Origin of the sequence: Psychrobacter sp. ASPA161_6 (genome assembly GCF_051970285.1) — a bacterium.
Taxonomy (GTDB): Bacteria; Pseudomonadota; Gammaproteobacteria; order Pseudomonadales; family Moraxellaceae; genus Psychrobacter; species Psychrobacter glaciei.
Genome location: NZ_JBEFNJ010000004.1, coordinates 1 through 21734, shown reverse-complemented (window position 1 = coordinate 21734; position 21734 = coordinate 1). Strand labels below are relative to the sequence as shown.

The following is a 21734-nucleotide window of genomic DNA, read 5'->3' as shown; positions in this document are numbered from 1 at the left end:
TTTTACGCCTACAGGTTCCGACTGTAAATCCTCGATTTTGGATTGTTATTAGTAAAGTAAAGACATAACTAATGGAGGCTAAAAGGGTATGTATCTAAACCATCAAGGCTTAGGTGGGTTTATTATTTTAGAGTAATGAGCATGTAACAGTTGTATTAATTCCTCATTGGTAGCAATGCGACCTTCCACAAAATCGTCAAAAAGGTACTGAGTGTCAGGGTTTGCAGGTATATTGTCTACTGCAAAGCTACCTGAAGTAAGTGCATTGCTATGCCGGCGCTTCGCAATTTCGGCTTCACTTACAAGGATAGGGCGATCATCAGACATTTTTCTTTCCATTTCATAAGTTGAGGCAGTTGTCGCAATTTTTGCGATAACTGCATTTTAGAAAATGGTGTAACTGTCGCAAAATTTGCCGATTAACTATTTCTTACTATTTTTTGGGCTCTCGATTTCTGCGTCATTTAGTGTGATAGCGTGCAAATGGTACTTAAACGTTAGATATATATGGAAAGCTTACAAGATTTTAGAAGTCATTGAACAGAATAAAATGTAGCCGTGATCAAATTCCTACCAAACTGAGATTTTCCCAAACTTTGCGTAAATATTGGTGCAGTAGGTAAAGGTCTTCGATGAATTCTACACGGTAAATATATGGCAGCAGTTACCAAATATACTAAAATCTAGAAGAGTAATACACGCTCTGAACCGTCCCGGGATTGTCGGAAACTTAAAGAATGAATATTAATATTTTTAGTTATTTCGTCCCCTGCATAAGAGAGCCCATCCCAGATTCTGTGTAACTGCCCTTTAGATTAAATGCTTACTGATACGATCATCAAACATAATCATAAAACGATTAAGAGCAGCCGTCCAGTTACGAATTGGCAACGACCACTTTTTGGATACCTGCTGGGTGGCTAAGTACACCACCTTGAATGCGGCTTGATCAGATGGGAACACCTTACGCTTATTCACCGCCGTCCGAATGAGACTATTCAGTGATTCTATAGCATTGGTGGTATAAATGGCTTTTCTAATGTTTTTAGGATACTCAAAGAACACCGTCAAGCTGCGTAACTAAAATCTCCCAAGTTTAACTGTACGGATTTGACGGCAGGGGTCATTTATTATAGCGACTAAAAAAAGCTATTCTCTAGACCTGATGAACGATAATTTATCTAACGAAAGTCTTTTAGCATTCCCCTGTTTTTAGTAGTTAGAGCTTTTAGTGGCATTCGGAACCAGATGGGTTCAGAGTCAATGCACAGCAGTATAGTATTGGAAAACTATCAATAAGGGAGGGAGTTGTATTTTTAGACCAAACCTTAACTTTAATCGACTCAACCACATAAGAGTACAGATAAAAAAAACACTCTTTAAGCTATGTTTTATATAGCTTAAAGAGTGTTTTTTTTATCCATAAAATACGTGACGGTGATACCGTTTAATCACGATAATTGTATTTTAGAGCGTCTGAAAACAAAGGGTTTCATACATGATACGTTGTAACATAAAAAAGTTAATATAATTCATCTAAAGGTGACTTAGAACATCCTCTACCATGTCAATGTATGTCAACCAAATATAGTAATACGACAGTTAGTCAGCTTTTTAACCGTTAAAGGTGAGGTGGGGCTGATTTTTTGTCGTATGCTGAGAAAATTTTTATACCATTTACATGGTGACATTTTCCACTATCTATCTATCTAAATTTATTTAGAGAGATAGATCAACGCCTTGTGGGTCTTTTTTAATCGTGTAAAGTGTGAATAGTGAAATTAATGAAACGATAGTAATATACAAACCAATCATCCATGATTGTTGATAAGTTGCCATAATCCATTGCGCAATCATCGGAGCGAATGCACCACCAATAATGGAACCTAATGCATAGCTGATGGATACCCCTGAAAAACGCACTTTTGCGGGGAACATTTCAGCAAATAGGGCTGATAATGGACCATAAGTAAAACCTAGGGGAATAGTCCAAACCACTAATGCTAGCATAAATAAGATGGGAGATTTGGTATCAATCAAAAACCACATTGGAATCGACCATAACGACAATAAGATATAGCCTAATTTAAAAATCTTTAGACGACCAATCTTATCACCTAACATGCCGCCCCAAAGGGTTGATACTAACCAAGAGAAAGCAGCCGCAACTACGATTAGCATGGTTAAAGTAGGACTAAGTCCTAAGGCTTTTTGACCGTAACCCACCATAAAAGCGATGAGAATATAACCACCTGCATTCACTCCCATAAAGATTAAAGCCGCTTTAAGAACTGTTGGCGTGTGATCTTTGAATAACAATGACAACGGTGCAGAGGCTTCAGCTTTACGGCGATGCATGGCTTCAAACACTGGTGATTCTTTAACCGAACGACGGATAAAGGTGCCCACGATGATTAATGCAATTGATAATATAAATGGAATGCGCCAACCCCATTCGAGGTAGGCTTCTTTACCCAAAATCAAATTTAAGAGTAGAAGGACACCAGTCGCTAAAATCATACCGATGGGCACGCCAATCTGTGGGTAAGCCCCAAATAGTGAGCGTTTATCAAGGGGTGCATGCTCGACAGATAACAATGCCGCACCGCCCCATTCACCACCTGCAGAAAAGCCTTGGACAATACGTAAAAATACCAAAGCCAAGGGTGCTAATACACCAATCTGCGCATAAGTCGGCAAGAAGCCTATTAAGGTCGTTGACGCACCCATCAAAATCAGGGTTGTTACCAATACCATCTTGCGACCGTATTTGTCGCCCAAACGACCACATACGATTGCGCCTAATGGGCGAAATAGAAATGAGATACCAACGGTAGCAAAAGCGATGATTTGGGCTAGCATAGGGTTAGATTTGCTGACTTCAGCGAAAAACAGGGGAGCAAATATGAGACTTGCGGCTTGTGCATAGATGAAAAAATCATACCATTCAATCGCAGTACCAACTAGGGTAGCAGTGAGTACTTTTTTATCCTGATGTATAGCAAGCGAGGCGTTTTCAGCCATCGTGGTGGTAGTTGTCATTAGTGACTCCTTGTCTATATATTGTCCTAGAAACGACTCGACAGCTTAGCTATCCTAGCTAAACATTACTTAATATCAATTAATGATACTTTTTATTTTTTAAAAATAAATTTGTGTATCACTTATTTTATAATTTAGCTATTTTACAACCTGGCGTCAATATGTTTTATCAATAAAGTTTACTTTAGTTGAAAAAAAGGAGTCATGACGACTCCTTTTTTGCAAATCGGTATAGCTATCAAGCCTTACGTTCAACTAAGGTCAAGATGTCGTAAGTTGCGACCAAGTCGTTGCGTTGGTTCTTAACTTTGATATCCCATACTACAACGCCATGAGCTTTTTCCGCTGGGTCGCGTTGTGCCTTTGGCGTCTTTTGTTTACAAGTTAATTCAACTTGAATGGTGTCACCAATCTTGACAGGCTCGACGAAGCGTAGGTTTTCCATACCGTAGTTAGCGATGACTGGACCAGGTGATGCGTCAACAAACAAGCCAGCGGCCGCTGATACGATAAAGTAACCATGGGCGACACGCTCGCCAAAGAACGAATCTGCCGCCGCAATTTTGTCCATATGAGCGTAAAAGTGGTCACCACTCAAGCAGCCAAAGTTGACGATATCTGCCTCAGTCACTGTACGACGTGCGGTCAATAGACGCTCACCAATACGAAGTTCATCGAATGATTTTTTGAATGGATGGACACGATCTTCGAACACTTGCGCACCAGCTGTCCAGCTGTGACCGACTTGGGTCATGGCATTGGGTGAGCCTTGGATGGCGGTACGTTGCATGTAGTGTTTAACAGCTCGCAGACCACCAAGTTCTTCGCCGCCACCGGCACGGCCTGGGCCGCCGTGTACAAGTAATGGGAGAGGTGAACCATGACCTGTACTTTCACGAGCACTTTCGCTATCTAGGATATGTACACGTCCATGCCAAGGGGCAATTTTTTTCAATAAGGCTTCGATGTTTTCGTCTGCATTGCGCACGATAGAGGCGACTAAGCTACCTTCACCACGTGCTACAAGTGCGCCAAGTTCATCTAGGTCGCTGTATGGCATTAGGGTGACAACTGGACCAAATGCTTCGATGCGATGGATGTTTTCGGCTTGGCTTGGGTTATTACAGACCAATACGGTTGGTGGGTAACAGGCTGATTTTTCTGCGTCGTCTACTTGTAAAATGAAGTCTTCACGTAAGTGACTACCGAATACCACTTCGGCTTCTTGGCTTAGTTGCTCGACTTTTTCGGCGACGTCAAGTTTTTGCTTCACGCTAGCTAATGTACCCATGGTCACTCCTTCACGGCTTGGGTCACCGACCACGACTTTTTGTAGTTTTTCAACTAGGCGCATTTGCGCTGTTTCTAGCAAGGCGGCAGGGACAAACGCGCGACGAATCGCAGTACATTTTTGACCGGCTTTGATAGTAATTTCGCGGAAAACTTCGCGTACAAACAAATCGATAGTTTCATCGTTGGCAGCTGGGCTTAAAATTGCACTGTTCACCGAATCGGCTTCCATGGTGAAGGGGATTGAATGGGCGTTCAAGTGTGGATGGGCTCTTAGTTTTTGCCCCGTTACTGCAGAACCTGTGAAGGTTATGGTGTCTTGGGGATTCAGGTGGTCAAACAAGTCATAGGTTTGACCACATATCAGCTGCAATGAACCCTCTGGCAATAGGCCACTTTCATGAATCGCGGCTACCACGGCATGAGTCAGCTCAGCGCCTTCAGTTGCTGGCTTGACGATACAAGGGACACCGGCTAATAGAGTCGGTGCGATTTTTTCTAACATGCCCCAGATGGGGAAGTTAAACGCATCAATATGAATGGCCACGCCCGTTTTCGGGCTCAAGATATGCTGAGCGCCGAACGTACCATTTTTTGATAGAGGAATCCAAGCATCTTCAACTAATGCGGTCTCATCGCTGAGCTCACGGCGCACGAGGCTCGAATATGCAAATAGGGTACCGATACCTCCTTCAACGTCGACCCAGGCATCTTTGCGTGTCGCACCAGTTGCTGTGGCTAAGGTATAAAATTCTTCTTTACGTTGAAGTAGATATTGTGCGACCAGTTTTAGTGCATTAGCACGTTGGTGGAATGTCCAGTTGGCAATCGCTGAGCCATATTCTTTGGCGTATTCAACCACTTTTTTGGTATCGATACCAGCGCTACTGACTTGATAAATTGGTTCACCGGTGATCGCATGATGCACGGTGCGAAAATCGCTTTGTGCAACGTAGGCTTTACCGAGGATGAGTGAGCTTAAAGTTTTAATGTCTGACATATGATAACTCCTTTTACGATACATTATAGATAAAAATAAAAACTTAACGTGTCATAATCTGTATTTAAATCGCTAAGAAGTCAAGCGTATTTAACATTATTAATATTTTTTAAAAATTTATTATTATAAATAGATATTAAAAACAATTACTTATAATAAAAATGGCTAAAAAATAAAACGATACATAAAAATAGGTATTGATTTTAAAGTAGTATCGCTTTAGATTGGATAACACTAACACTTGTTAAGGACGAGGGATCAAATGAACATGCAAGTAGAATTGTTTGACAACAAGATTGAAAAGGACGTTTCAATTGAGCCAAAGGATTGGATGCCAGATGCTTATCGTAAAACGCTCATTCGCCAGATTGGTCAGCATGCGCATTCAGAAGTGGTTGGTATGTTACCTGAGGGTAATTGGATTACGCGTGCACCAACACTCAAGCGTAAAGCCGTATTGTTGGCAAAAGTCCAAGATGAAGCAGGTCATGGATTATATCTATACAGTGCTGCTGAAACCTTAGGCGCAGATCGTGACGATATGATGGACAAACTCGTTGCCGGCCGCATGAAATACTCATCAATATTTAACTACCCAACTTTAACGTGGGCTGACATCGCTGCTATCGGCTGGTTGGTTGACGGCGCCGCCATCGTTAACCAAGTGGCGCTTTGCCGGACGTCATATGGTCCATATGCTCGCGCCATGGTTCGTATCTGTAAAGAAGAAAGTTTCCACCAACGTCAAGGCTTTGAAGCCATGATGGTATTGGCGAATGGTACACCCGAACAAAAAGCCATGGCACAAGATGCAGTCGATCGCTTCTGGTGGCCAGTGCTTATGATGTTTGGTCCAAGTGATGATAATTCACCCAACAGTGCTGTTAGCATGGATTGGAAAATCAAACTATTTAGTAACGATGAGTTGCGCCAAAAATTCGTGAATAACACCGTCTCACAGGTGTTACAACTTGGTCTAACCATTCCTGACAAAGATTTGACGTTTAACGAAGAAACGGGCAACTATGAATTCGGTGAAATCAACTGGGACGAACTCTTTGCCGTGATTGCTGGTAAAGGTCCGTGTAACCATGAGCGTATCGAAGCCCGACGTAAAGCTTGGGAAGAGGGTGAATGGGTTCGTGACTCTGCTGCTGTCTATGCACAGAAGCAACACGCCAATACTCAAAAAGTCGCTTAATATTTTTTAAAGGAAAATTAGCCATGGAAAGCAAAAACAACTGGTCACTTTACGAAGTGTTTATCCGTAGCAAACAAGGTTTAAGTCATCGTCATGTTGGTAGCTTGCGCGCGCCAGATGATGAAATTGCTCTGCAGAACGCACGTGATGTCTACACTCGTCGTAACGAAGGTGTGAGCATTTGGGTAGTGAAATCAGAGCTGATTACCTCATCGCAACCTGAGGATAAACCAGAGTTTTTTGAGCCATCACTCGACAAGGTATATCGTCATCCTACCTTCTATCAAATTCCAGACGGTATTGGACATATTTAAGGTAGGAGATAATCGATGAATAACCAAGCATTAACACAATTTTTACTTCATGTTGGTGATAGCCAATTGATCCTATCACACCGCTTGTCTGAGTGGTGTGGACATGCCCCTGAGCTTGAGCTTGATATTGCTTTGTCAAATATCGGTTTAGACTTATTGGGCCAATCACGTACGGTGCTGAGTCTGGCCGGACAAATCGAAGGCTTGGGCCGTGATGAAGATAATATAGCTTTTTTACGTACCGAACGTGAATATCGCAACCTATTGCTATGTGAACAGCCCAATGGAGATTTTGCCCAAACGATGGTGCGTCAATGGTTGATGGATAATTACCATGTATTGTTACTTGACGCGTTAAGCCAAAGCAGCCACGTAGATATTGCAGCCTTTGGTGTAAAGTCATTGAAAGAAGCAAAATATCACGTACGTTTCTCACATGCATGGATGGAACGCCTAAGTCTAGGCACCGATGAGGCACACCACAAAACGCAACAAGCGCTGAACAACCTATGGCGCTTTACTGCTGAATTGTTTGAACTCACCACTGACGAACAAGCCTTGGTTGATAGTGGTGTCTTACCGAAACTTGATCTTCTAAAAGCTGAATGGTTAGCGCAGATTGAAAGTGGATTGGCACGTTTGAACTTAACGTTGCCTGAGATTGGCGCATACCGCCGTGGTGCGAAACAAGGCGCTCATACCGAACACTTGGGTTATATTTTGGCAGAATTACAGTACATGCAACGTGCTTACCCAAATATGAATTGGTAAACATACAAGACAGGGAGTCAAAGTATGCGGTTAATTCCACAAGTCACAGATGCCTGCTGGCAAGCCCTTAATCAGGTTCATGATCCAGAAATACCTGTTTTGACCGTGCTTGACTTAGGCATGATTCGGGGCGTTGATATCAACGCAGATAACGAAATCGTGGTGCGTTTAACACCAACCTATAGCGGCTGCCCAGCAACTGATATGCTAAAAGATGATATTACCAACACGTTTACCGAACGTGGGCTGAGCCCTGTAAAGGTGGTGATTGACTTGTCTGAAGCTTGGACGACCGACTGGATGAGTGAGGCAGGTAAGCAAAAGCTGCAAGAATATGGCATTGCACCGCCGCAAGGCGATTCACACAGCTGTGGTACCCACGTGGCGCTAACCGATGGTGTGACCTGTCCGCATTGCCGCAGTCAAAAAACCCGACTGATTAGCGAATTTGGTTCAACTGCGTGCAAGGCGCTGTATAAGTGCCTCGACTGCCTTGAGCCGTTTGATTATTTTAAATGCATCTAAGATAGGGGTAGTCGCGAGCTCGCACGTGACAGTCAGCTCACTAACTAAGCAATATGAAAGAAGGATTTTCGCATGAGTCAATTTTTGCCACTAACTATCAAGTCTATCCAGCCACAAACTGAGCAAGCGATTTGCATTGCATTTGACCTTGCTTCGGAAGACGCGACAACCTTTAAGTACCAACCAGGTCAACATTTGACTATCCGTCACATGACAGACAATGGCGAAATCCGTCGTTGCTACTCAATCTGTAGTGATGTGCAAGAAGACATGAGCATCGCCATCAAGAAGATTGATCAAGGACAATTTTCTACTTGGGCAAACGAACACCTAAAAGTAGGCCATACTCTAGAAGTTATGCCACCCCAAGGATTTTTCTTTCAAAAAGCCGCTAAAGCTGGTGGTCAAAACTATCTAAGCTTTGCTGCTGGTAGTGGTATTACCCCGATTTTATCTATCGTCAAAACGGTGTTAAGCACCCAACCAGATGCCAATTTTACCTTGGTATACGGCAATCGGTCATGGAAACAAACCATGTTCTCTGAGCAAATCATGGACCTTAAAGACCGTTTTAAAACGCGCCTACAACTGGTCAATATTTTCTCACGTGAGATGAGTGACAGCGAGATCTTTAATGGTCGTATCGATGCGAACAAATTACAACAATTGTTTGACGCCCAACTTATCAGTGCTGATGTCGACCACTGCTTTGCCTGTGGCCCAGAAGAAATGATGGAAGCCATTGAGACCGTATTGCCAAACCTTGGTATCGATCGCAACAACATCCATACCGAGCGTTTCCATACGGGGACTGTCAACAAACCAACCGCCCAGCAAATCGAAAAACGTAGCGAAGAGAGCGTCAATATCATTTTGGACGGACGTGAACTGATCGTTGAAGTGTCAAAACAAGATGACAGCATCTTAGATGCGGCATTACGTGCGGGTGCTGACTTACCCTATGCCTGTAAAGGCGGTGTGTGTGCCACTTGCAAATGTAAGGTGATCGAAGGTGAGGTCGAAATGGCCGTTAACTATAGCCTTGAGCAAGAAGAGTTAGATAAGGGCTACGTACTCAGCTGCCAAGCATTACCTGTATCAGCCAACATACGATTGAGCTTTGACGCGTAATCGTAAGACGCTAGAAACATAGCTATTTATCGTTTTTATATTCAAAGTAGAGTTTAGCAAAAACTCCTTATTTCATTGTTTTTATTAGGATTCAGGGATGAATTACATTAAAACCTCCAGACCAAAAGAAGGCGTTGCACTAATTGAGCTGAATCGCCCAGAAAAACGTAACGCCTTAAATAACGCCACTTTGCAAGAAATCGTTGAACAGCTTCAAGCCTATGACGCTGACACCGATATAAAAGCGGTCGTCATTACTGGCAACACCCAATGCTTCGCTGCGGGTGCAGATCTTAATGAACTTATTCAACTCGATACCGTTAGCTTACAAACCGATATGCGCCCAACCTTATGGAAGCGAATCGATGAATTTAGCAAGCCACTATTAATCGCGGTCAATGGCTATGCACTCGGTGCCGGTTTTGAGCTGGTACTGCATGGTGACATCGTGGTTACGGGCGAAAACGCCCAATTTGGGCTGCCTGAAATTGGCTTGGGCATGCTACCAGGGGCTGGGGGGACACAGCGTCTCGCCCGCCTAGTGGGTCAACAGCTTGCCATGCGTTGGGCGATGACAGGTGAGAGGATTAGTGCGTTGAGCGCGCAACAACATGGAATTACCACCCAAATCTGCCCAACCGATTTGACCGTGCAATATACCCTTGATCTGGCGGCCAAAATCGCTAAACAAGCCCCTTTGGCCATTCGCGCCATCAAACAGTCACTTAAAACCATCCACGAAGTGAACTTGAGCCAAGGCCTTAAGCAAGAACGTCAGCTATTTGTTTGGCTTGCCGCCACCCAAGATCGCCAAGAAGGCATCCGTGCATTTTTAGAAAAACGTCAACCAATTTTTAGAGGTATGTAATGGACTATCAAACGATTCTCGTCGAAGAAAAAAATGCCGTCGGCTATCTTACCTTAAACCGCCCAAAACAGCTTAATAGCTTTAATGAAACCATGCACAAAGAAGTGGTCAGCGTGCTAAAAGCATGGTCAAAAGACAGTACTATTCGCGCTGTAGTGCTCTCTGCTGAAGGTCGCGGTTTTTGTGCAGGTCAAGATTTAGGCGATCGCGCAGTTGCCCCGAATGCTGATGCGCCAGATTTGGGCCTATCTATCGAGACTTACTACAATCCACTTATTAAGCTGATCACTGACATGCCAAAGCCTGTGATCTGTGCGGTGAATGGCGTAGCTGCCGGTGCCGGCGCGAACATCGCTTTAGCGTGTGACTTGGTACTGGCGGCCAAATCAGCCTCATTTATCCAAGCGTTTTGTCGTCTTGGGCTTGTACCTGATTCAGGCGGTACATGGTTCTTACCACGCGTTGTCGGACGCGCCCGCGCGATGGGCTTAGCCATGCTCGGCGATAAGCTATCTGCTGAACAAGCGATGGCGTGGGGCATGATTTGGCAAGTGGTCGAAGATGACGCGCTACGTAGCGAAGCCAGTAAATTGGCCGAACACTTGGCCAGCCAACCGACCTATGGCCTCAGCCTCATTAAAAAAGCCATCAATGCATCCGCGGACAACAGCTTAGAAGATCAGCTAATCTTAGAGCGGGACTTGCAGCGACTTGCTGGCCGCTCAGCCGACTATAAAGAAGGTGTCCAAGCTTTTATGCAAAAACGCACCCCAATTTACCAAGGACGTTAATCATGGAAACGAGGGATTTATCAAAAGCAACCATTGCCGTTATTGGGGCAGGCACGATGGGAATTGGCATTGCCCAGTTGGCCGCCATGCACGGTCACACGACCTATCTCTTTGATGTAGATGTTGCCAAAAGTAAAGCCGCCTTAGCGGGTATGGAAAGCCAACTTGCCAAACGGGTCCAAAAAGGTAAGATGTCCCAAGTGCTACTTGATAGCACCCTAGAGAATTTATCTATTATTACAGATATTAATGAGATGGCAGCGGTGCAGTTGATCGTTGAGGCGATTGTTGAGCGTCAAGACATTAAACAGCAGCTTTTTGTCCAATTGGCTGATATTTGTGCTAATGATACGATTTTTGCATCAAACACGTCGTCAATATCGATTACAGCGATTGCCTCAGCAGTACCAAACCCTGAGCGTGTGGTGGGTTTACACTTCTTTAATCCAGCCCCAGTGATGAAGCTTGTTGAGGTTGTTCGCGGTTTACGAACAGCGACTGAGATTACAGATGGCTTGTTTAACTTGATGAGTGCTTGGAAAAAGGTACCGGTAATCGTCAAGTCTACTCCAGGCTTTATCGTCAACCGTGTGGCGCGTCCATACTACGCCGAAGGCTTTCGCGCCCTGCAAGAAAACGCGACCACGCCTGCGCAGCTTGACTTTATCATGCGTGAATCAGGTCGTTTTGCTATGGGGCCATGCGAGTTGACAGACTTAATTGGTCAAGATGTCAATTTCTCGGTGACCCAAAGCGTCTACCAAGCTTTCTTCTATGAGCCACGTTACCGCCCATCGTTGGTACAGAAAGAATTGGTCGATGCAGGGTGCTTCGGCCGTAAATCTGGCCAAGGATTCTATGATTATAGCCAAACTCCAGCAACCCCTGCCTACACGTTGCCAACCGTTGAAGCAAACGATGCCGCGCTGCCTACAATTATCGTACGCGGTGATTGGCTTTATGCCAAAGGTTTGGTTGAACGCTTACAAGCCGCTGATAGCCTCACGGTGACTCTTGAAAATGCAGACCAGAACAGTATCGAAATTGGTGATGTCAGCATCCGTTTATCACTGGGTGAATCCGTGGTGATTGATCATGGTGATGCCAAAGTCATGCTGATGGACTGGCATGCGGACTGGTCACAAGCCTGCGCTGTTGCATTGACTGCCTCTATGGCCTGTAATGATGATGAACGTGAGCTGGTGACGCAAGCCTTTGCCCGTATTGACGTGCATGTTATTTGGACTGCCGACCATCCTGGTTTATATGTTTTACGTACCATTGCTATGCTTATTAACGAAGGCTGTGAAGCAGTGTTACATAATATCGCCTCTGAAGCAGATATCGACGCGGCCATGAAGTACGGCGTGAATTACCCCCAAGGTCCGTTTGAATGGGCACAAATGCTCGGCTACGACACCGTGCTTCACACGCTCAATAACTTACAGCGTATTTATGGTGAAGAACGTTATCGTGCCAGCCTGTATTTGGTAAAAAAAGCTATCACCTGTCACACGGTGAGCGCTTAAGCTTATTAATTTATTGTAAGGGGAAACTATGATGCAACAAGTATATATTTATGACGCCATTCGCACCCCAATCGGGCGCTATGCCGGTGGCTTAAGTAGTGTTCGTACGGATGATTTGGCAGCCTTACCTATTCAACATCTAAAAGCTCAAAACCCAAAATTGCCATGGGATAAGGTCGATGAGGTAGTCATTGGCTGTGCTAACCAAGCCGGCGAAGACAACCGTAATGTAGCGCGTATGGCAACTTTACTTGCAGGCTTGCCTGATAAGGTGCCTGCTATCACCGTTAACCGTCTCTGTGCCTCTGGTATGGACTCGATTGGCATCGCCTCACGTTTGGTAAAAACGGGTGAGGCCGAGTTTGTATTGGCTGGTGGTGTCGAGAGCATGAGCCGCGCACCCTATGTCCAATCAAAACCGACCAGTGCCTTTCACCGCGCACCAGAAATTTTTGACACCTCAATCGGTTGGCGTTTTATTAACCCATTAATGAAAGCAGCGTATGGTGTTGATAGCATGCCAGAAACTGCCGAAAACGTGGCTGAAAAATATCAGATCAGCCGCGAAGACCAAGATCTATTCGCGCTACGTAGCCAACAGAAAACTGCCGCTGCCCAACAGGCGGGTCTCTTTACCGAAGAGATCTTACCAGTTAAAGTCAAAACGAAAAAAGGCAGCGTGATTGTTGACCAAGATGAACACCCACGTGCAGATGCTAGCTTAGAAGCCCTTGCGAGTCTCAAAACCCCATTTCGCAAGGAGGGCGGCTCAGTGACTGCGGGTAACGCATCAGGCATCAATGACGGTGCTGCTTGTGTGCTAATGGGTAGCGAACGCTTTGGTCAAGCATATAATCTAACGCCGCAAGCGCGTATTGTTGGTATGGCGAGTGCTGGTGTCGAGCCACGCTATATGGGTATTGGCCCTGTGCCTGCAGTATTAAAAGTACTTGAGCAAACCGGACTAACATTAAGCCAGATGGATGTTATCGAGCTCAACGAAGCATTCGCCGCGCAATCCCTTGCCGTAATTCGCGAACTGGGTCTTACCAATAATGACGTACGTATCAATCCAAATGGTGGGGCCATTGCGCTAGGTCATCCTCTAGGAATGAGTGGTACACGTTTGGTCATCACCGCAATGAAAGAATTAAAACGTCGTAACGGTAGGTATGCGTTATGCACCATGTGTGTGGGTGTGGGTCAAGGCGTGGCAATGGTGATAGAAAACGTCTGATCACGGCTTTAACGGAGTTTTTTAATTGGAAATGTAGTCAGGATGACTACGAAAAGGAGTTTTACATGAATCATAACGTTATGGAACACATCGAAACCGCGTCAATAGACGAATTGCGTAGCGTACAGTTGAAACGTTTGAAAGAAACACTCAAACACGCCTACGAAAACAACCCTGTTTATAAGAAGAAATTTGACCAAGTCGGTGTCCACCCCGAAGACTGTCAATCGTTAGAAGATTTAGCCAAATTCCCATTCACAACCAAATCAGATTTGCGCGACAATTACCCGTTCGGTATGTTTAGCGTCCCACGTGAACAGATCGTCCGTGTTCATGCATCATCAGGTACTACTGGCCAACCTACCGTGGTCGGTTATACCAAGCAAGATATCGTGACTTGGTCGGATGTCGTCGCACGCTCACTGCGTGCGGCTGGCCTTACTAGCAAAGATACCATCCAAGTATCCTACGGTTATGGCCTATTCACTGGTGGTTTGGGTGCGCACTATGGTGTTGAACGATTAGGCGCAACGGTTATTCCAATGTCAGGTGGCCAAACTGATCGCCAAGCCCAGCTAATCCATGACTTTAAACCAACCGCATTAATGGTTACCCCTTCTTACTGCTTGAACATTATTGAAGCATTAGAGAAAAAATTTGGTACAGCTAAAGACTGTTCTATCAAAACCGGTATTTTCGGGGCGGAACCGTGGACGAATGCCATGCGCCAAGAAATCGAAGCACGCATGGGTATTGATGCGCTAGATATATACGGCCTGTCAGAAATCATGGGCCCAGGTGTCGCCATGGAATGCTTAGAATCTAAAGACGGTGCAACCATTTGGGAAGACCATTTTTACCCAGAAATCATCAACCCTGAGACCGGGGAGGTACTACCAGACGGCGAGCTTGGCGAACTAGTGTTTACCACCATTACTAAGGAGGGTATGCCCATCATTCGCTACCGTACCCGAGATTTGACCCGCTTATTACCAGGCTCTGTACGCACCATGCGTCGTATGGAAAAGATTGTTGGTCGTAGTGATGATATGATGATCATCCGCGGCGTTAATGTGTTTCCCTCGCAGATCGAAGAACAAATTTTACAAATATCAAAATTACTGCCAAACTACCAAATTCATATCATCAAGCACGGCCACTTAGACACCCTACGTATCCATGTTGAGTCACGTATTGATGCCAGTGATCTTGAAGTGATGCAATTGGCCAGAAAACTTGAACAAAAAATAAAAACCATGGTGGGTATCAGCGTTCAGATAGACGTCTTACCACAAGGTATGTTACCTCGTTCTGAGGGTAAGGCTCAACGTGTTGTTGACCTACGCAATGTCGCTGTGCCTGCTTAATGTAGTTAACCCCGCGCGATAGTCTCTTGGGTATTGTTGCGTGCTTTTTAAATAATGAATAAATGACATGAACGCTAAACTAAAACAATATATCGATGAGCTTATTTGTGAAGACGTCTTAAGTGGCACCTCGTTAATTATGTCAATCTTTGGTGATTGTATCTTTCAACGAGGAGGGGTCATTAGTTTAGCCAGTCTGATTCAACTCATGGATGTGTTCGGTTTCAACGAACGCTCCGTGCGTACTGCGGTGTTTCGCTTGGTGCAAAATGACTGGTTAAGCTCCGAAAAAATCGGACGTACCAGTTACTACCGCATTACAGAAGTCAGCCGTGAACGCTTTGCTGCCGCCCATGAAAAAATTTATGGTTTAAATCAGTGTGAGTGGGATCACAAATGGGACTTGGTGTTATTAAGTTCGGTTGAGCTTGGAAACAAAACCATCCTCAAAAAAGAATTGGAGTGGTTAGGGTTTGCCAATATTACCACCAATCTCATGGCCTATCCTAGCTGTGATGAACTGCAGCTGCAAAACTTACTATTCAAGCTCAATATGACTGAACAAGTGGTAGTGTTTCGTGCCGAAGCCTTGCACTTATGGCAAGAGTCATACCCAACACTCAAGCGTATGATTGAGGTGAACTGGCCCATCGAGCAGCTGCACCAACGCTATGATAAATTTATTAACGATTTTCGTAATGTTTTAAGCCTCATTGAAGATGGTGATCTTAATGAACTACAAGCGTTTCAAATTCGCATTCTACTGATTCACCAGTACCGACGTATCTTATTAAAAGATCCGAATTTACCTCTAGAATTATTGCCATCGGATTGGCTGGCACTGACCGCTCGTAATTTGACCAGTAATGTGTACCAAATGATTATTAGTTCGTCTGAAGAGTTTTTTCTTAACATTGCTCGCACTGCTGAGGGGACCATGCCGCCAGCACGGCCACAGTTTTATAAACGCTTCGGCGGGTTAAAGTTTGCTGAAGGAACTTAAGCGAATGATGGCTGTAAACTTTGTTTGATATTTTTTGATAAGGAAACGATGATGCCTTGCTATGCCATTGACGGTGTAATACCGGTTATTAGCCCAGATGCTTATGTTCATCCAACTGCCGTGATCATCGGCGATGTGGTGATTGAAGCAGGTGTATATATTGGTCCATTCGCTTCATTACGTGCTGATTTCGGTGGTATTCGTGTTAAAAAAAACGCCAATATCCAAGATAATTGCATTATACATGGCTTTCCCAACCATGTAGTAGTGGTTGAAGAGTATGGACATATTGGACATGCAGCCATTCTACACGGCTGCATTGTGAGAAAGAATGCACTAGTCGGAATGAATAGTGTCATTTTAGACTTAGCAGAAGTAGGTGAAAATAGCATTATTGGTGCTAATAGTACCGTCAAAGCGAAGATGATCATTCCGCCAAATGTCATGGCATTAGGCAGCCCTACAAAAGTGATAAGAAAACTTGAAGAAAAGGAATTGGCTTGGAAAGCTCATGGTACTCAGCAATATATAGATCTTACCAAACGTTGTTTGTACTCCTTAAAAGAAGTTGAGCCTTTAACCATGGATGCAGACGAGCGGTTAACACATAAGCAATTTAATGCCCAACATCATATCAAATCAGAGCTTTGATAATAAAGGCCATCAATATTTAGCGGCTATTTCAAAAAGTAAAATCTATATCCATCCACAATAACAAGGAAGTTATTCATGAGACACTCAAGCCATCACCAAAAAATAAACGCTACAATCAGTAAAAAATCTCATCACAATATCACATTCAAGTCTACTTTAACGGCGCTAGTCGCCAGCTTAGCTTTTATTTATGGCGGTCAGGCACTAGCACATGGTGGTGAGGTGCACATGGTTCCGATTGAGGAAGCAATGTCCACAGCGGGTGCAGAGGTCACCTATGACAGTTATGCTGATATGTATACCATTACCAAAAACTCTACACGAGTACAGATCAAACCCAGTAGCGCAACTGCCATGGTTAATGGAAAATCCTTAAAAATCACCAACCCACTGGTTATGAAAGATGGTCAAGCTTTGGTGCCTGATACCTTGGCCAATGAAATACTCCAATCCAATTTAGACCAAACCTTTAAAGTAGAGAGCATACCGCATCCACTCAATACTTTGAGCAGTGATGAAATTAAGCAAGCGACCGCTATTATTCGTAAAGCCAAACCGAAAGAAACCAACTTAAGGTTTGCCGATATTCGTCTAAAGCAACCTGACAAAGATGCCGTGTGGCGTAACGTAATTGATAAAAAACCTTATGTTGGCGATCGTGTAGTCACTTTTACAATTCTAAAGGGTAACACTGTCATTGAAGGTGAGGTGGATTTAAACACCAAGTCACTTACCAGCTGGAAAACGCTCGAAAATACATTTGGTATGGTATTAGTCGATGATTTTATGGCCATACAAGACATTATTCAAACTAGCCCAGAGTATAAAACCGCTTTGAAAAAACGGGGCGTTGATGACGTGACAAAAGTGGTTGGAACACCATTGACTGTCGGCTATTTTGGGGGAAAAGATGGACTTTTAGATCAGCAACAGAGGATTTTAAAAATTGTCTCTTACCTAGATGTTGGGGATGGCAACTATTGGGCACATCCGATCGAAAACTTAGTAGCCGTTGTCGATTTAGATAAGAACAAGATTATTAAAATCGAAGAAGGCGGTGTTATTCCGGTACCTATGACCCCGCGCCCAATTGATGGTCGCGATAAAAAGGTTGTGACCAATAAACCACTGAACATTATCGAACCAGAAGGGAAAAACTATACCATCACTGGTCGAAACATTGAGTGGAACAATTGGAAATTCCATATTGGTCTAGACAGTCGTACCGGTTTACAGCTCAGCACCGTGACCTTTAACGACAAAGGCGTAGACCGTAAAATCATGTATCAAGGCAACTTAGGCGGCATGGTAGTCCCTTATGGTGACCCCGATATGGGTTGGTACTTTAAGTCTTATTTAGACTCTGGCGAATATGGTATGGGCACCTTAACCTCCCCGCTAGAAAGAAACGTTGACGCACCAGAAAACGCGGTACTCCTTGATGCGGTGCTTGCAGATTATGAAGGCAATCCTTATACCATTCCGAATGCCATCGCCGTGTTTGAACGTTATGCAGGCCCTGAGTTTAAACACCAAGAAATGGGACAGAAAAATGTCAGTACTGAGCGTCGTGAGCTGGTCGTACGCTGGATCAGCACCATCGGCAACTATGACTATATTTTTGATTGGGTGCTTCAGCCAAACGGTACCATTGGTATCAATGCCGGCGCTACTGGTATCGAGGCGGTCAAAGGTGTTATTGCAAAAACCATGCATGATCCAAGTGCTAAAGAAGACACACGTTACGGCACACTGATAGACCATAACATCGTTGGCACCACGCATCAGCATATCTATAACTTCCGCTTGGATATGGATGTCGATGGCGAGACTAACAACATCAAACGTATAGAGCCAGTCGTCGTACCCAATGTGCGCAGTGGCCCGCGTACCAGTGCAATGGAGACTCGCGAGACGACAGTAGTGACAGAAACTAAGGCGCAAGAGAATTTTGACCCTACTACTGTGCGTTTAATCAGTAATGCCAGTAAAGAAAATCGTATGGGCAATCCAGTGTCTTATCAAATGATTCCATTTGCAGGTGCCACTCATCCCATTGCGAAAGGCGCTAACTTTGCAGACGATGAGTGGTTATTTAATCGTCTTAGCTTTATGGATAAACAAATTTGGGTCACAAAATACAAGACGAATGAGCTATATCCAGAGGGTACTTATCCCAATCGCTCTGATAAAGATACAGGGCTAGGCGCCTTTGTTGCAGATGACGAAAACATTCATAACAAAGATTTGGTGGTGTGGCTAACCACGGGCACTACGCATATAGCCCGGGCTGAAGAATGGCCTATTATGCCAACAGAGTGGGTGAATATTCTGCTGAAACCATGGAACTTCTTTGATGAAACCCCTTCATTAAATCTTAATCAAAGTAAAAATGAAAGCAAATAAATATTTTGGAATAGTAGGCTACTAGTACAGCAATACCATTGCTGTACTAGTACTAATTATTTATAAGCACAGATATCCCAAGTAAATAATTTGACTCTATAGCCTAATTTAAGTGTTTTCAGTCAATCCTATAAATAATATTTACGAAAATAAGAGTTAAAATAATGAAAAAATTTAATTTAATTATCGGCGGTAAAAGCGTTGCCACTACCGATTATTTTGATGTCATCAATCCTGCTGATAAATCTGTTATTGCCTGCTGCCCAAAGGCCAGTGTGGCTCAACTAGATGAAGCAGTCGCAGCAGCCAAAGCTGCGTTCCCTAGTTGGTCAGCACTCACCTATGCAGAGCGCCGTGACCACTTAATGCAGCTTGCTGATGCGGTTGAAGCTCGTGCTGATGTGCTTATGACAATGCTGACCAAAGAGCAAGGCAAACCCACAAAAGGTTTTGCCGATTTGGGTGCAGGCTTTGAATTGGGTGGTGCATTGGCTTGGATACGTGCGACTGCCAGCATGGCGTTAGAACCAGAAATCATTCAAGACAATGACTTGGCTCGGATAGAGTTACATCGTAAGCCACTGGGCGTTGTAGGCTCAATTACCCCATGGAATTATCCCTTACTCATCGGTATTTGGCACATCATTCCTGCTTTGCTCACTGGTAATACCGTCGTCATGAAACCGTCTGAGATGACCCCATTGACCGTACTATGTTTTGGTGAGATTGCTAAAGATATTTTGCCAGCAGGCGTATTGAATGTGGTAACTGGCAAAGGTGATATTGGTGCGGCGATGTCTGCACATGTGGATATTCAAAAGATTGTATTTACAGGCTCAACCCCAACGGGCAAGGCCATCATGAAAAGCGCTGCGGTGACTTTAAAACGTTTGACGCTTGAGTTAGGTGGCAATGACGCTGGTATTGTACTGGCGGATGCTGATATTGAAGCCATCGCGGGTAAGATTTTTGCAACCTCTTTTATCAATAATGGCCAAACGTGTGCCGCCCTAAAACGACTGTATGTGCATGAATCCGTGCACGATGAGTTGTGTGCAGCCTTGACCGCGATTGCCAAAAGCATGAAGACAGGTAATGGGCTTGATGAAGACACCGACTTTGGACCTCTACAAAATGAGGCACAATTAAATATTGTCAAAGCCCTTGCTCAAGATGCCAAAGAGCGCGGTGCAAACTTCTTATGCGGCGGGGAAGTGGTAGACGAGACCGGCTATTTTTATCCCATAACGCTAGTGAACCATATCAATGATGGTGCAAGATTGGTTGATGAAGAACAGTTTGGACCGATTCTACCGATTATTAAGTTTAGCGATGTCGAAGAGGCGATAGCCAGTGCCAACCGCTTATCTGTTGGACTTGGCGGTTCAGTCTGGTCGACAGACATCGAAAAAGCACAGAGTATCGGCTCACGTTTAGACTGTGGCACTGTGTGGATTAATAATCATGCCATGGTGCAACCTGATGCCCCATTTGGTGGTGTTAAAGACTCTGGGTTTGGTATTGAGTTTGGAGAAGCTGGTCTTAAAGAGTTTACTTCTATACAGACCATGCAAGTTTTTAAATCTTGATAGATAATTATTACATAGCAAGCATCTAGTGACCGCTAGTTAAATGCAAAAAATATGGCCGAAGTAGAACAGGTAGTGAGTACTTATCTTTAGAGATGCTAAAAGCCCCAGATTACATGGTTGTTAGTAGAAAAAATCAGTTATCTGAAGATGGTTAGTTATTTTAATTGAAATAGGCTCATCTAAAACAAAAGAATATAGTTGACAGTAAAAAGGAGTTTTCATGTCTACTAAAAATAAATCAAAAGGTATTTCACGTCGCAATTTTTTAGGATACACCGCAGTTGCTTCAGGTGTACTTATGTTATCTAAAGGTGCTATAGGTGCAAGTATTAATCCTATAGATAGCCATAGTAAGGAATTCGATTATGTGATTATTGGCGCAGGTTCAGCAGGCTGCGTACTTGCGAATCGTCTAACTGAAGACGGTAGTCAGGTACTTATTATTGAAGCAGGAGGTCCCGATAATAGTGAAATGATATCAACACCCATGCGTTTAATTGAGCTATGGGGTACCGAATATGATTGGGACTATAAAACTATACCGCAAAAAAATGCACACAATCGTATCTTAAATTGGCCACGTGGTAAAACAGTGGGTGGGTCATCTTCATTAAATGCCATGATTTATGTGCGAGGTAATGCATCTGATTATGATCATTGGGCAAATGAATTAGGTTGTGATGGGTGGTCTTATAATGATGTACTACCATATTTCAAAAAGTCAGAAAATTACTCACGTGGTCCAAGTGTCTATCATGGCGGTGACGGGCTACTTCATGTTACTGCAGATTTTACTCCTCATCCAGTCACGAAAGCGATAGTTGATGCTGCTGTAGAGTCTGGTATCTCTTTTAATGATGACAGCAATGGGGAGACACAAGAAGGGGTCAGTTATACTGATTTAAATACGAAAGATGGGAAGAGACACTCCACAGCAGTCGCTTTCTTACGGCCAGCTCTCAATCGTCCTAATTTATCATTAATAACTAACTCACGTGTCCATAAAGTAAATA

At 44.0% G+C, this 21734-nt stretch carries 18 protein-coding genes and 1 pseudogene; 15 read left to right on the top strand and 4 right to left on the bottom strand.

The features are described 5' to 3' along the window. Positions 1-102: 102 nt before the first annotated feature. From ACTQ9T_RS11120 to paaZ, 4 genes and pseudogenes are all read right to left on the bottom strand, one after another. Positions 103-327 carry an antitoxin VbhA family protein gene (locus ACTQ9T_RS11120; protein WP_201608376.1) on the bottom strand — a complete coding sequence of 75 codons (225 nt, stop codon included), beginning with the start codon at positions 325-327 and terminating at the stop codon, positions 103-105. A 483-nt stretch (positions 328-810) separates the two neighbouring features. Beyond that, a pseudogene (locus ACTQ9T_RS11115) lies at positions 811-1074 on the bottom strand (transposase); the annotation flags it as partial. Positions 1075-1719: 645 nt separating this feature from the next. After that, positions 1720-3042, bottom strand: a complete 1323-nt coding sequence (locus ACTQ9T_RS11110) for an MFS transporter (protein WP_440465092.1) — start codon at positions 3040-3042, stop codon at positions 1720-1722. 238 nt (positions 3043-3280) lie between these two features. Beyond that, positions 3281-5332, bottom strand: coding sequence for a phenylacetic acid degradation bifunctional protein PaaZ (gene paaZ, locus ACTQ9T_RS11105; RefSeq protein WP_440465091.1), 2052 nt, complete (start codon positions 5330-5332; stop codon positions 3281-3283). A 262-nt stretch (positions 5333-5594) separates the two neighbouring features. On the opposite strand from paaZ, the gene paaA reads away from it, so the two are divergent. The 15 genes from paaA to ACTQ9T_RS11030 form a co-directional block, all read left to right on the top strand. Then, entirely contained in the window at positions 5595-6533 is a 939-nt protein-coding gene (gene paaA, locus ACTQ9T_RS11100; protein WP_440465090.1) for a 1,2-phenylacetyl-CoA epoxidase subunit PaaA, read from the top strand. A 23-nt stretch (positions 6534-6556) separates the two neighbouring features. Continuing rightward, complete coding sequence (paaB, locus tag ACTQ9T_RS11095) at positions 6557-6847, top strand: 1,2-phenylacetyl-CoA epoxidase subunit PaaB (RefSeq protein WP_440465089.1); 291 nt, start codon at positions 6557-6559, stop codon at positions 6845-6847. A 15-nt stretch (positions 6848-6862) separates the two neighbouring features. Continuing rightward, positions 6863-7618: a 1,2-phenylacetyl-CoA epoxidase subunit PaaC gene (gene paaC / locus ACTQ9T_RS11090; RefSeq protein WP_440465088.1), complete on the top strand. Its 756-nt coding sequence runs from the start codon at positions 6863-6865 to the stop codon at positions 7616-7618. A 24-nt stretch (positions 7619-7642) separates the two neighbouring features. Continuing rightward, a complete protein-coding gene (gene paaD / locus ACTQ9T_RS11085; RefSeq protein ID WP_197100986.1) occupies positions 7643-8143 on the top strand; it encodes a 1,2-phenylacetyl-CoA epoxidase subunit PaaD in 501 nt (166 codons plus the stop codon). Positions 8144-8215: 72 nt separating this feature from the next. Next, positions 8216-9274, top strand: coding sequence for a 1,2-phenylacetyl-CoA epoxidase subunit PaaE (paaE, locus tag ACTQ9T_RS11080; protein ID WP_440465087.1), 1059 nt, complete (start codon positions 8216-8218; stop codon positions 9272-9274). Positions 9275-9371: 97 nt separating this feature from the next. Continuing rightward, positions 9372-10142 carry an enoyl-CoA hydratase-related protein gene (locus tag ACTQ9T_RS11075; RefSeq protein WP_440465086.1) on the top strand — a complete coding sequence of 257 codons (771 nt, stop codon included), beginning with the start codon at positions 9372-9374 and terminating at the stop codon, positions 10140-10142. Further along, positions 10142-10933 carry a 2-(1,2-epoxy-1,2-dihydrophenyl)acetyl-CoA isomerase PaaG gene (gene paaG / locus ACTQ9T_RS11070; protein ID WP_440465085.1) on the top strand — a complete coding sequence of 264 codons (792 nt, stop codon included), beginning with the start codon at positions 10142-10144 and terminating at the stop codon, positions 10931-10933. Before ACTQ9T_RS11075 ends, paaG begins: the two co-directional genes overlap by 1 nt. Before the next feature lie 2 nt (positions 10934-10935). Further along, a complete protein-coding gene (locus ACTQ9T_RS11065; RefSeq protein WP_440465084.1) occupies positions 10936-12462 on the top strand; it encodes a 3-hydroxyacyl-CoA dehydrogenase in 1527 nt (508 codons plus the stop codon). A gap of 31 nt (positions 12463-12493) precedes the next feature. After that, the gene (gene pcaF, locus ACTQ9T_RS11060; protein WP_440465305.1) at positions 12494-13699 is read left to right on the top strand and encodes a 3-oxoadipyl-CoA thiolase; all 1206 of its coding nucleotides are present in this window, start codon (positions 12494-12496) and stop codon (positions 13697-13699) included. Between the two features lie 65 nt (positions 13700-13764). After that, entirely contained in the window at positions 13765-15066 is a 1302-nt protein-coding gene (gene paaK, locus ACTQ9T_RS11055) for a phenylacetate--CoA ligase PaaK (protein WP_440465083.1), read from the top strand. Between the two features lie 67 nt (positions 15067-15133). Then, on the top strand, positions 15134-16069 hold the full coding sequence (locus tag ACTQ9T_RS11050; RefSeq protein WP_440465082.1) for a PaaX family transcriptional regulator: 936 nt from the start codon (positions 15134-15136) through the stop codon (positions 16067-16069). Positions 16070-16120: 51 nt separating this feature from the next. Further along, positions 16121-16720, top strand: a complete 600-nt coding sequence (locus ACTQ9T_RS11045) for a gamma carbonic anhydrase family protein (protein WP_440465081.1) — start codon at positions 16121-16123, stop codon at positions 16718-16720. Between the two features lie 78 nt (positions 16721-16798). After that, on the top strand, positions 16799-19129 hold the full coding sequence (gene tynA / locus ACTQ9T_RS11040) for a primary-amine oxidase (protein WP_440465080.1): 2331 nt from the start codon (positions 16799-16801) through the stop codon (positions 19127-19129). A gap of 164 nt (positions 19130-19293) precedes the next feature. After that, positions 19294-20718 carry an aldehyde dehydrogenase family protein gene (locus ACTQ9T_RS11035; protein WP_440465079.1) on the top strand — a complete coding sequence of 475 codons (1425 nt, stop codon included), beginning with the start codon at positions 19294-19296 and terminating at the stop codon, positions 20716-20718. Positions 20719-20941: 223 nt separating this feature from the next. After that, positions 20942-21734, top strand: a 793-nt coding sequence (locus ACTQ9T_RS11030) for a GMC family oxidoreductase (RefSeq protein ID WP_440465078.1), incomplete at its 3' end; no start/stop codon positions are given.